Raw genomic sequence first — 12,630 nt, 5'->3', positions numbered from 1 at the left:
TCGTGGCTTTAATAGAGATTGAAATCTAACTATGGCAACCCCTACTGCAATCGTGGCCTATTTGGCGTTGTTCGCTGGCATTGCCGCGATATTTCTTTTTGCCAATTTGCTCATCGGTAGGTTGGTCCGCCCCAATCTCCCCAATGAAGAGAAGCTCGAAGTCTATGAATGCGGTGAACCGGTAATCGGTTCCAGCTTTGTGCAATTCGACTTGCGTTTTTACGTCGTGGCTTTGCTGTTTATCATTTTTGATGTTGAAATCGCATTCTTTTTCCCTTGGGCAACTGTCTTTGGAAAAGCAACTCAGCTTACCTCGCCAAATATGGCGGTGGTCGCCTCGGAAGTGAGTCCTGATGGGAATCCCGATCAACTTTCGCCAATGGCAGCAATGCGGTTTACAGAGATGGGTGCAGCTCCCATCTTAGGAGAAGGGGGTGCGGAAGGGGTTCGCACGATGGCACGCAAATTGGCTCTAACCTCTTTTGCAGACATTGCAGTCTTCTTCGCAGTTTTGTTGGTGGGGTTTGCATACGTCTGGCGTAGGGGGGACCTGGATTGGGTACGTTCGACAACCAACCAGCGCGGCGAAGTCGTTGAACGGGCGCCCCCCCGTACGTTGGAAGCAACACAGCGTTCACCTGGATCAGTTCTTTCTGCCTAAGAGCTTTGTCTCGGACAGATTAGTGCTCCCAGTTTTGGTCTGTGAAAAAGTAGAAGTATTATTAACATTCTCCCCGTGAAAGAACCATGAGCGGACAAGCATTCGTCGACCAACTCAAGCAGAAATTCGGCGACAAGATTACAGGCGCAAATCTTGAGAACGTCGATCCATGGATTGAGGTAACGCCTGACGGAATTGTTGATGTGTGTCAATATCTGCGTGACGAACCGAGCTTGGCGTTTGACTACCTCAACAGTGTGACTGCCGTTGACTATCTGCACACGGACGAAAAGAAGGCCGCCAAGAGCGAATGGCAGCCACATCTTGAGGTCGTTTACCACCTCTTCAGCATGCAACATAAGCACAGTCTCGTGCTCAAGGTAATGCTTCCGCGTTGGCAAAATGAGGAAGTTGGTAAGTTGCCGCAACTCGCGACAGTTTCCCATATCTGGCAAACAGCTGATTGGCATGAACGTGAGCTTTATGATTTACTGGGAGTTGAATTCATCGATCACCCGAATCTCCGTCGCATTTTGTGCCCGGAGGATTGGGTAGGTCATCCGCTTCGCAAAGACTATGAAATGCCGCTTGAATACCACGGCATAAGAGGACGGTAGTCCTTACAACGGACCACGGACAATTTGCAAATGACAGCAACCATTGACGACCCTCGGGTCATTGAATTTGATGTTCGCACCGACGAAATGTTGGTCAACATGGGCCCACAGCACCCGAGTACGCATGGTGTGCTACGGCTGGTACTGCGAACGGATGGCGAGATCGTTTCCGAAGTTACCCCTCACATTGGGTACCTGCATCGGTGCGCTGAGAAGATTGGCGAGAATCTTACGCCGCGGCAGTGGATTCCCTACACCGACCGGATGGACTATCTCGCCGGCATGAACATGAATCTTGGCTGGTCACTTGCAGTCGAGAAACTGATGAAATACGAGCCACCTGAGAAGGGTCGCCACTTGAGGGTGATTATCAGCGAAATGGGCCGCATTGCCAGTCATCTCGTCGGCATGGGTGCCTATGGTCTCGACCTTGGTACCTTTAGCCCGTTCTTGTATGCCTTCCGCGAGCGCGAAAAAATTCTAGACTTGTTTGAAGAGGCCTGCGGTGCGAGGCTAACTTACAGCTACCTGACGGTCGGTGGAGCGACTGCTGATCTGCCACCCGGTTGGTTACACAAGTGTTCGGCGTTCCTCGATCAATTCGAGCCACTCATTGCCGAATATCATACTTTACTGACAACCAATGCGATTTTCGTAAAGCGTGCTGCCGGGATCGGTATCATGTCGCCTGAAATGGCGATCGACTATGGCACCAGTGGACCCGTTCTGCGTGGTAGTGGCGTGGACCACGATCTGCGTCGGGATGGAGAAGAAATCTATACTGCCATGTACGACGGGTATGCTTTCGAAGTAATCGTTGAGAAGAATGGCCATTATCCTAAGGACCATATCTATCCCCAAATTCCTTCTGAAGCGGTCCTCGGCGACTGCTGGCACCGGTTCTATGTGCGGATGCTTGAGGTTATTCAAGCCATCGACTTGGTTCGACAAGGGATCGAGTACTACAGCACTGCCACCGGTAGCTATGGCGAACCCGTTAAACTCAATCAAAAACTCCCGGTAGGCGAGGCCTATCTCGAAACGGAAGCACCTCGGGGTCAGATGGGGTTCTACCTCGTCAGCGATGGCTCTCCAATACCCTGGCGAGTACGTGCACGCAGCAGCTCTTTCTGCAATCTATCTGTCACCGGTCCGTTGTGTGCGGGTTGCTTGATCGCGGATGTGCCAGCCATCGTCGGTTCGCTCGACATTGTGATGGGAGAGATTGATCGCTAGCGATATTGTGTCAGTGATAGTGTCGACGTGTCATGGATTTTTGACCAGAGATGCTCGAAAGAGCATCAAGTTCACACTACTGGATAATTGCCTTAGATGGGGTTTTCTTTTTTCCTACGCCATCGAGATGCGGTCCTACTTCTCGTACTGATTATCTACCCTTTCGTAGTATGGAAGGCTCTGGAGGCATTTCAAGGGACTTCGACCAACACGGAAGATTGGTTGCCAGAATCCTTTTCGGAGACCCAAGATGTTCTCTGGTTTCAGAAACACTTTGTGGCCGATGATCTGCTTGTCGTAAGTTGGGATGGCTTTACTCTCAACGATCCTCGAGCTGCACAACTGGCCGAGCTCTTGCGCGACCCGATCAATGTGGGGGATGGCCAGCAGCTAGTCTTGACTCGTAGCGTGATGACGCCCGAGGAGGTGATTGCCCGACTCCAGGCCGAGCCGCTGTCACTCTCAAAGCGAGCCGCCGAGAAGCGACTTTGCGGCTGGCTTACCTGCGAAGAAAGTACAACTGGGTGCCTGCTGTTATTGATGGATCCCGACGGTTGGCCCTATGTATCCTCGATAGTTGAAACCATCGAGAGGTGGGCTGAGAGTGAACCCACGCTTTCTCCTGAATCTCTCCACATGGCAGGACTGACTCTCGATACGATGGCGATTGATGAAGCAAGCAATCGCAACATGGCTGCGATGATGGCGGGCTCTTATGGCCTGAGTATCATATTGATGGTGCTCTTATTTCGCAGTTTTGCACTGGCAATGTTGGTATTTTTCGATGCATTGTTTTGTCAACAATTGAGCCTAGCGGTAGTTACTCTTTCTGGGACACAAATGGACAGTGTTCTCTTGATAGTGCCATCGCTGGTATATGTATTGGCTGTCTCTACGTGTGTGCATGTGCTGAACTATTATCGGGACAGCCTAAACGAAGTCCCACTTGCTGAAGCCCCCGCCCAAGCAATGCGTCACGCCCTTGTGCCTTGTCTTTTATCGACGACAACGACGGCTATCGGCTTGATCTCGCTCACGGTGAGCTCGCTGGTGCCTGTCGATAAGTTCGCGATCTTTGGTACTGTGGGCTTGCTTCTCTCGACTGGAATTCTTTTCATCTTGCTCCCATGTCAATTATCCTGGCTCGGTCCGAGACTGAAACTATTGCCTGCCGAATCCGCTGAAACTCCCCCCAAAGGGAGCTACTGGGACACACTCCAATGGTTTGTGGAAAGACTGCGCTGGCCAATTCTAGCGGCGACCGCCCTGGCTTTTGCGTTGAGCGGCTGGGGTATCTCCCAGCTTCAGACAAGCGCGAGGGTGTACGATTTGTTCTCGCATGACTCACGAATTATCCAGGATTACGATTGGGTTGAAGAAAATATTGGCCCCCTGGTTCCCTTGGAAATCGTGTTGCGGATGCCAACCCCTGAAGATGGAGATAGCGGACCGGGGATGTTGGATAAATTGCGACTGGTGGCCACGGTAGCACGACTGGTCGATAATCACCCAGAGGTCGGTGCTGTGATATCCGCGGCCACCTTTGCACCTCCGATCGAGCGCAAGAGTCGCCGCCCATTTCAAGTTGCTCGTGAGTCCTTCATTAATAACCAATTGGATTCTTATCGAGAAGAGTTTTCTCAAAATGGATTCTTTGTGGACGCCCCTGGTGAAGAGTTGTGGCGAATCAGTGCCCGCACTTATGCGGGCAGTGTGCTTCAACTTAGCGATGTGCTCACTACGTTGCGAAGGGAACTGGATCCACTACTAGATAAAGCGGCCACTTTCGGTTTCAAGAATACTTCACTCCTCTTTTGCGGGGGAGTCCCTCTGGTGCAAAAAACTCAGCGACAGATGCTCCTCGACTTGAAGGCGGGATTCTTTTCGGCTGCTTGGATGATCTCGGGGGTCATGACCCTACTGGCGTTTGTACATCTCTATCCTGATTGGAAAAGAGCAACAACTCCAACTCAACGTGGGCAAACTGGAATCAAAAGCATACTTGCAGGTGGAGTCTCGATGATTTCTAACCTGCTGCCGTGTGCCATTATTTTTGGCGTGATGGGATTAACCGGAGTGCGGGTCGATATTGGGTCCCTGCTCACTGCCAGTGTCGCTTTAGGAATTGCTGTGGATGACACGTTGCATTTTCTCTCCTGGTTTCGTCAGGGCCTACGACAAGGTTGCGATCGGCGTGAGGCTGTGGCTCTCGCCTATCGGCAGTGTGGGTTGGCAATGATCGAAACGACTTTAATCTGTGGCCTGGGGCTGCTCGTGTACGCATTTAGTCCTTTTGTGCCAATTGCCCGCTTTGCCTGGCTGATGTTCGCCATGTTGTCAGTTGCTTTGGTAGGGGATCTGGTAGTACTCCCGGCTCTTCTATTGGGCCGAACGGGTAGGTGTTTTCAGGGAATCGATCGATGAAAACCTTCAATAACCAATTCCAATTATCTAAACAAAACGTATTGGTCCTAGTACTTCTGGAACCGCTGGCCAGTTGCCTGTCTGTTTCAGCTCTATTAGAATGAGCCACTTGGCATTTCAAAGAATTGCAGGCGGGCAGGAACGAACGAACAAACCCGAGCACTGCAAGGAAAGTGCGCATTGAAAAAGTACACATTACTGACTGGCTCCACCGGACTATTGGGGCGTTACCTGCTGCGCGATTTATTGCTGGCAGGCAAAAGGATTGCTGTTGTCGTAAGGACCAGTCAACGCCAGACCGTACAGCAGCGGATTGAAGACATACTTCAGTTCTGGGAAAAAGATCTCCCCTCGTTCTTAAGTCGGCCGATTTATCTCTCCGGAAACATCACCGAGGATTTCCTGGGCCTCGATGAGAAGTCTCGCCAGTGGGTTTCTGAGTTTTGTGACACAATCATTCATAGTGCAGCATCGCTGACGTTCCTCGAAGAACCCGATGGCGAGCCGTGGAAAACCAATGTCGGAGGCACTCGCAACGTCCTGCAGCTGTGCCGCGATACCAACATCCGGAAGCTGCACTATGTCTCGACGGCTTACGTTTGCGGAATGCGCGAGGACCGGGTTTACGAATCGGAGCTTGATCGTGGACAGGCGTTTCGCAATGACTACGAAAAGAGCAAGCTCCAGGCCGAACAGCTTATCCGCGACGACGACCATATTGATGAGTTGACCGTGTATCGGCCAGCTGTAATCGCTGGGGATTCGCAATCAGGCTACACAAACACCTACCATGGATTGTTTCTCTATCTCAAGATCATGTGTATCCTGGCCCGCAATACCCAACCAGGATCTGATGGCGTGCGACGCACCGAAGTCCAATTGCATCTTACGGGTGACGAACAGCGGAATGTGATCCCCGTCGATTGGGCCGCGGCAGTCATTACCCATTTGTTTTGTACTCCCGAAGCCCATGGGCATACGTTTCACCTCGCGCCCCGGGTGCGGATGACTCCACGCCAGATGATCGAAGCAGGATGCAGCTATTTTAATTCAACCGGAGTGGAATTCATCGGCCATGCCGAGGAATTGGACCTCTCTGACGGTGATTTGCAACGCCATGCCTATGAAAACTCTACCTTATACCGTGACTATGAGTACAGCGATCCTGAATTTGACACGACTAACTTAGAAAGGTTTGCCGGGCACCTTCCCTGCCCTCCCATCGACGAAGCCATGTTTCATCGCTTCATGAAATACGGAGAAGAAGACAATTGGGGGAAACGGCGTCTCCCGATGGCTCGTAAGTCTTTTGATGTGGCCAAGTTCCTGCAACGTGCAGTAGCGTTGTCACAAACAACTTTCCACGATCAAACATCTCCTGACCAACAATCGCGACAAATTCTTGGCCTTGATCTCACTGGGCCGGGCGGCGGGCAATGGACCATCACTCTGAATAGTGAACGCATCATTGCTGTAGAGCCTGGCATCGCAGCGACTCTTACTTCTGAAATCACATTGCCAGTCGAACTGCTTGCTGCCCCTGTCCAAGTTGGCTCTCAGAAATTTCCCACTGATAAGCTGAAATCGGCGAAGCCAATCAGCACTTTATATGCAGAGCGACTGTTCTTTGCTGCGTTAAAGCGATCTATGGGAGACCAAGAAGGAGATAAAATCAACTACATTCCTTTGTTACACCAAGATCGCTCTCAACCTGTATGAGAGAATTCTGAATTGGACTGACCGGTCGACCTCAGATTCCTGTTTTTATTCAACTCGTCGTGAGGTTCTTTTCAGCTTCGCTCTCATGTTGTTTGCATTCTTTTTGATCGTTGCCTTGGTGCTAGTTCCCGTGTGGGGTGTGACGTGTTATCTCAAATGGTTCTCTCGCTACGAATTGCCGCAAGTCAACGAATCACATTTCCCCCGCGCAGCGGTTATCTTAGCGGTGAGAGGTGCGTCACCTTCATTGGAAGATTGTCTCTCGCGTCTGGTAAATCAAGACTACCCACGATACCAAGTTTTCGTTGTTGTCGATCATCCGTCTGATCCGGCCAGCGAAGTCATCCAACAGTGGAGCACTAGACATCCAGAGGCTCCCTTGGAGATATCCTACTTAAATAATCCTTCATCGAAGGCCTACTTAAAGACGAGTGCTGTCTTGCAATGTATTCGGACATTGGAGGATGACTTTGGTGCTATTGTTCTCGCCGATGCTGATACGCTTTCCTATTCGAGATGGCTCAGGGATTTGGTGCTGCCACTCATGAGCGATGAGGTCGGCTTGGTAACGGGAAATCGATGGTATGATCCGACGTGTGTCTCTTTGGGAGGACTAGTGCAATTTTTCTACAATTCCCTCTGCGTGCCTCCCATGTATTTCATGGGAGCTACCTGGGGGGGATCACTCGCAATCAAGCGAGCTGTGTTTCAGACTAGGACGTTCAACGAAGGTTCAATCGAAAGTTTTAGTGAAGAAGTAATTTTCCAAAAAGCCACATTCATTGCAGGTCTTCGCCTAGAAATACAACCCAATGTAATGATTCTAAATCGCGAGACTTCCACACTCGCCTCAGCATTTAATTTCATGAAACGACAGCTATTGTGGACACGGCTATACCATTCAGCTTGGATGCTGCTTTTAGTCGGAAATTGGGTCGTAAATCTCTGCTTGACTGGGTTCTCGATTGTTGGAATTTATGGACTTACCGTTGGCAATGGAATACTGGCATTTACCCTATTGGGGGGACTCGTTCTTGAAATCGCCAGCTGCCAACTTCTTTCTGAATGGCTGCACAGAGCTATCGCTCGGCGGGCACTACGAGTGCAGGGAACCAGCTATCCGGCGATCGACTGGCCAACTCGCTGCCGCATGATGATGGTTATACCACTGGCCTACGTCTTATTCAGTTATGCCATGTTGGCTGCAGCATTCGCCCGAAAGGTAACGTGGAGCGGCATTACCTACGAGGTCATTCCACCAGCAAACATCCGCATGAAAAAGTACCTTCCGATCAACGAGACAACCGAAACCATATGAATACTCAAGCGATTGTCGATCCACTTATCCCGCCGCTACAAGACAATCAATTCATCATTGCGTTGATTGCCGAGATCAGTGATGCTCCAATTGAACAAGTCGCAGACAGATTTATACAAGAACATGGCGATTTAGGCGGGAACGTTCGTCGGGCTATGGTTAAGCAAGGAATACCTTATCACGAATGGAGCCCTGATCTAGAGCAATTCTACGCAACGACGGACGCATTTCTCTACGAAACGCTTGTTTGGAATCGTGCTGATCTTAAGAATGACATGCGTCGTTGGATCGGTCGTTACCTTTCATATTCTTCATCAGAACCTCAGCGAGTGTTGACCTTTGGCGATGGACTGGGGATCGACGCCTACTACTTGGCCCAACTTGGCCATGAGGTGACCTATTTCGATGTCTCTCAGCAATGTGCCAAGTTTGCGCGCCGGATTTTTGAGCATGGTAATCTCAACGTCACGATGATTGACAACGTTGAGCAAATTCAGCAGGAAAGCTACGACGCAGTTCTTTGCCTAGACGTTTTGGAACATGTGCCAAATCCATCGGAACTAGTTGGATGGCTCAGTAGCGCGATACGGGATGCAGGAAAACTAATCGTTCACGCTCCATTCCACTACATCCATTCAGCAGTTACGACCCACCTACGATCCAACCGCCGCTACAGTGGCGATTTTCACACCTTGTATGAACCTTACGGGTTATACCCTGTAGATGGTAAGTTGTTCTGGAATCCGCTGGTGTTCGAAAAGAGTGAAACAGCTAGATCCCGTCGGATTCCCTTGCAACTCAATATCGGGAGAATGCTTCTAGGAATTGGCAGAAACTGGTCGACTCCGCATAACTTGGTCACGAAACTCCTCCTTAATTCGAAAGATCTGACTGCGATGGTAAAATAAGCTCTCCTTGTTAGATTCGCATTCACAACGATTCATTAGATTGCTCTCCCGCAGAGCTATAGGGTTCGTACTCTTCCATATAAATCTGCCAAGGTCCCTCGATGCGGTAGTCGATTCCACGCCAATTCGTCACCCGGGTAAAAACGGCACTAGCCAGAGCCTGAGGATAAACAAGTTGTGTTACAGGCATGCTTGCCATGCACTTCAATGCGCCGGTGATAGTGAGCCAGTTGGTTGAATCGCCACGGTTTTCGGCAATCTGCCGGACCGCGCGTTCCATCGGCCAGAGTGAAGTGATCCAGGATAAGCCAACCAATCCGAGGACTGCTGCCATGGAGATGGCAACGGATAAGTCGCCCAGGAGGACCGTAGCGATAAACACAATCACTGCCAGAAGCGGAAGCATTGTTGAAAGCACTCCGTGACCTAGAACCAAAGGCCAGGCGGGATGATAGAGTCGCGCACAGATCAATTGACGTGCTGACCAGCTAATAAAACTGGAAACCGACGTATCTTCGCGGTTAATCATCATTAAACTCGGAACGAAAGCGACGCGTAAACCAATCTTCTTGAGTTGGGCATGCAACATAGTGTCTTCGCAGAACGCTTTGCCCCATTTATCCAAAAGATCGCTTTCTCGGAACACCTTCGTCTTTATTGCCAGCGTTCCACCCCATGCGATTCTGTACCAGTACATCTGGACGATCGCAGCAGCGTTCCAAGTGTAGCGAACCAATGCCCCGATCGAGTAGGTGTTGGGCATGTACCAGCGATTACCAGTCGCTGCACCAACGTCGGCTGGCGCGAGGCCTGTTGCTAGTTCGCGGAGCCAGGTGGGATGGGCGATTGTGTCGGCATCAAGCTGCGCGACGATTTCATACTCAGGGTCAAGCGACAACATAACCTGTCTCAGTGAACTGCACTTGAGGCTGCAATGTACACTTTTCTCGACCAAGTTTTCCACATGTACATTGGAGGTGTCCGATTCTCGAAGGAACGCTTTAACGACTTCATGGGCAGGATCATCAGGCGAGTCGACCACAATCCGCACGACATACCGAGGGTAATCCTGGTTGGTAAGTCCCCGCAGGCAATCGGCCAGAAAAGGATCCGTGCCACGCAAGCAAAGCACGATCGTTGCCTGAGGGGCGACCTCATCCGAGATCAGCTCTGCGGGTGGCGCTCTGAGGGTCCGCACAAATCGCCACACTAGAAACGACTGGACCACTACCAGCCCTACCAGAACGACCACGATAAAAGCTTCTAGGGCGGTCACGGTTTGCTTAAAGCAGCGGCAGATCGAGCGCGCCCACTTCCCTCACTGAGTTGACACGGAGAAATCGAAAATTGAGGCCAATTATTCGCGAGATGCTTGTTAGGGGCTTGTATAGTCGGGGGGCCTTGTGCCATATTTCACAATCTTAGTTTCAGAGACTGGTAAGTGTCAGTCTGGTAACAACTTGAGTTCGTGCTGTCACACCCCAGCGACAACCAGTTGGGGGGTGTTTTCGGCGGCATTGGCACCGAAGGGTTTGAGGAAGAACCGTAAGTGGCCCCGTTCCTGTCCCAGTATATATGGACTTGGCTGGCGTATACAATCGCTGGGCTAGTGCATGTCGTTCTCATACTTAACCTTGTGGCGGTGGGTGCGCTCGTTTTCATATGGTTGGAACGCAAGATCTCCGGCCGTATCCAGGACCGACTGGGCCCGACCCGAGTTGGAGGTAAATTCGGCTGGTTACAGACTCTGGCCGATGGTATCAAGTTGCTCACCAAAGAGGACCTTGCGCCGGCCGGGGCAGACCACTTTCTTTTCAGAATTGCTCCCTACGTGAGCTTTTGTGCCTCCATTGCTGCATTCATCGCAATTCCATTTGCAGGGGGAGAATATCCCTGGATCGCTCAACATTTGAATGTCGGAGTCTTCTTTGTGCTCGCTGTATTGGGGCTGGAAGTCTTTGGAGTAATTCTCGCGGGGTATTCCTCGGCTTCAAAATGGTCGCTTTTCGGAGCGATGCGTGAAGCGGCACAGGTAGTTAGCTACGAGGTTCCCCTGGGGATGTGCGTCGTAGTGCCGGTGTTGATTGCAGGCTCGCTCGACTTGGTGGTGATTGGCGACTCACAGGCTGGCTCGCTTTTGAATTGGTTTATTTTCCACGATCCGTTCACCTTCATTATCTTTTGGGTCTATTGCACTTGCGCCACGGCAAGCGTGAATCGGGCTCCTTTCGACTTGGCCGAGGCTGAAAGCGAACTCGTGGCAGGATTCCATACAGAGTATTCCGGGCTTCGCTGGAGCTTTTTCTTCATGGCCGAGTACGGCTCGATGTTCTCGGTGAGTATCCTGGCTTCGATCCTGTTCCTGGGAGGGTGGCATGGGCCGATCCCAGTGACTAATTTTCTCGACCTGAGCCCTGAGAACGGGCCTGTCCTGGGATACATGGGTCAACTCATTGGAGCCGTGAATGTAATCGGCAAGGGCGTTTTTGGGGTGTGCATCATGATGTGGATTCGGTGGACCTTACCCCGCTTGCGAATCGATCAGGTGATGGCAACCTGCTTGAAATACTGCACGCCAATAGCTGCGGCTATGTTCCTGGGTGCCACATTATGGCAGCTTCAAATGCCTGGAAAAGCCTTCTTTGGATTAATCAATGTTTCTCCATCTGTTTTTGCAATCGGTGACGGTGGTTCTGCCACCAGATTAGTGAAACCCGCAGAGTCAAAACAAGATGTTAACGAGCAGGATCAGATCGCTCGAAAGAAGCCCGCTAGCCTCGAACTTGCACAGAAAGGACTCTAGCGGTGGATTCAATCTATTGGCCTACGTTCTTTTTCTATCTATTTAGCGGATTGGCCTGCGCATTTGCTGTTGCCGTGTTGCTATCAAGCAATATCGTTCGGATGGCATTTTATCTCGTGCTCTCGCTCGGTGCGACGGCGGGATTGATGTTCCTCGCCGGCGCTGAGTTCGTTGGTGCGATGCAACTGCTGATTTACGTGGGAGGCACATTGGTACTCTTGATCTTTGGCGTGATGCTTACTTCGCAGGAGCGGTTTGTTGTAATGAAAACCTGGGCCGGTGATTGGGTGAAGGCCTTTCTCGCCGGTGGTGCACTACTGTTTATTCTCGCCTATGCGGCTTTTAGTATCCCTGAATGGCGAGGTATCGAACGAACCGAGGCGGATGCCATTGTTGCCCAGCCTACCGTCACTCCCATTGCCATGGGACTGCTGGGGGCTCGCACTGACGACCCCAGTCGTGCGGGATACCTTTTACCGTTTGAAATTGTGTCGGTTCACTTGCTAGTCGTACTGATCGGGGCGGCCTACTTGGCGCGTGCTAAGCGGTCCCGGAGCTCCATCGAAAAGATTTGACCCAGAAGATGTTTAACTTTCCACTCGCCAATTTGCTGTCCGAACCAGTGGGTGTTGCCCATTATGTGACCGTCGGCGCGATCCTGTTCATCTGCGGTGCCTTGTGTATGGCTACCAAACGCAACGCCCTGGGTGTGTTGATGGGGATCGAGCTAGTGCTCAATGGGGCGAACTTGAACTTTGTCGCTTTTGGTAGTCAGTACCTACGCAATGATGGACACTCACTGGGGCTCGACGGGCAGCTGATGGCTTTGTTCGTGATCGTACTTGCCGCCGCCGAGGCGGCAGTCGCTTTGGCGATCGCACTCAATTTTTACAACAACCATGACTCGATCGACGTCGATCGCGCCGATCAACTCCGCGGCTAAG

General features: G+C 51.2%; 11 protein-coding genes. 10 read left to right on the top strand and 1 reads right to left on the bottom strand.

Going from position 1 to position 12,630, the window contains the following annotated elements:
- The first annotated feature begins 31 nt into the window (after positions 1-31).
- The 7 genes from Pla144_RS14805 (at position 32) to Pla144_RS14775 (ending at position 8,883) form a co-directional block, all read left to right on the top strand.
- Positions 32-661 carry an NADH-quinone oxidoreductase subunit A gene (locus Pla144_RS14805; RefSeq protein WP_146451453.1) on the top strand — a complete coding sequence of 210 codons (630 nt, stop codon included), beginning with the start codon at positions 32-34 and terminating at the stop codon, positions 659-661.
- Between the two features lie 86 nt (positions 662-747).
- Positions 748-1,278, top strand: a complete 531-nt coding sequence (locus Pla144_RS14800) for an NADH-quinone oxidoreductase subunit C (RefSeq protein ID WP_146451452.1) — start codon at positions 748-750, stop codon at positions 1,276-1,278.
- Between the two features lie 30 nt (positions 1,279-1,308).
- Entirely contained in the window at positions 1,309-2,514 is a 1,206-nt protein-coding gene (locus Pla144_RS14795) for an NADH-quinone oxidoreductase subunit D (protein WP_146451451.1), read from the top strand.
- Between the two features lie 96 nt (positions 2,515-2,610).
- Positions 2,611-4,938 carry an efflux RND transporter permease subunit gene (locus Pla144_RS14790; RefSeq protein WP_146451450.1) on the top strand — a complete coding sequence of 776 codons (2,328 nt, stop codon included), beginning with the start codon at positions 2,611-2,613 and terminating at the stop codon, positions 4,936-4,938.
- Between the two features lie 180 nt (positions 4,939-5,118).
- On the top strand, positions 5,119-6,657 hold the full coding sequence (locus Pla144_RS14785; protein WP_197530706.1) for an SDR family oxidoreductase: 1,539 nt from the start codon (positions 5,119-5,121) through the stop codon (positions 6,655-6,657).
- An 85-nt stretch (positions 6,658-6,742) separates the two neighbouring features.
- Entirely contained in the window at positions 6,743-7,975 is a 1,233-nt protein-coding gene (locus tag Pla144_RS14780; protein WP_146451448.1) for a glycosyltransferase, read from the top strand.
- Positions 7,972-8,883, top strand: coding sequence for a class I SAM-dependent methyltransferase (locus tag Pla144_RS14775; protein ID WP_197530705.1), 912 nt, complete (start codon positions 7,972-7,974; stop codon positions 8,881-8,883). Before Pla144_RS14780 ends, Pla144_RS14775 begins: the two co-directional genes overlap by 4 nt.
- Before the next feature lie 22 nt (positions 8,884-8,905).
- Here the strand turns inward: Pla144_RS14775 and Pla144_RS14770 are convergent, their stop codons facing one another.
- Entirely contained in the window at positions 8,906-10,135 is a 1,230-nt protein-coding gene (locus Pla144_RS14770; RefSeq protein WP_197530704.1) for a glycosyltransferase, read from the bottom strand.
- A gap of 297 nt (positions 10,136-10,432) precedes the next feature.
- On the opposite strand from Pla144_RS14770, the gene nuoH reads away from it, so the two are divergent.
- Genes nuoH through nuoK form a run of 3 tightly spaced genes read left to right on the top strand, consistent with a single transcriptional unit; the run spans position 10,433 to position 12,629 of the window.
- Positions 10,433-11,686: an NADH-quinone oxidoreductase subunit NuoH gene (nuoH, locus tag Pla144_RS14765; RefSeq protein ID WP_146451445.1), complete on the top strand. Its 1,254-nt coding sequence runs from the start codon at positions 10,433-10,435 to the stop codon at positions 11,684-11,686.
- A gap of 2 nt (positions 11,687-11,688) precedes the next feature.
- Positions 11,689-12,261: an NADH-quinone oxidoreductase subunit J family protein gene (locus tag Pla144_RS14760; RefSeq protein WP_197530703.1), complete on the top strand. Its 573-nt coding sequence runs from the start codon at positions 11,689-11,691 to the stop codon at positions 12,259-12,261.
- 8 nt (positions 12,262-12,269) lie between these two features.
- Positions 12,270-12,629 (top strand): NADH-quinone oxidoreductase subunit NuoK, encoded by a 360-nt coding sequence (gene nuoK / locus Pla144_RS14755; protein ID WP_146451444.1) that lies wholly within the window; start codon positions 12,270-12,272, stop codon positions 12,627-12,629.
- Position 12,630: the final 1 nt, after the last annotated feature.

Origin of the sequence: Bythopirellula polymerisocia (assembly GCF_007860015.1) — a bacterium.
Lineage (GTDB): Bacteria > Planctomycetota > Planctomycetia > Pirellulales > Lacipirellulaceae > Bythopirellula > Bythopirellula polymerisocia.
This window is presented reverse-complemented; position numbering and strand designations above follow the sequence as displayed.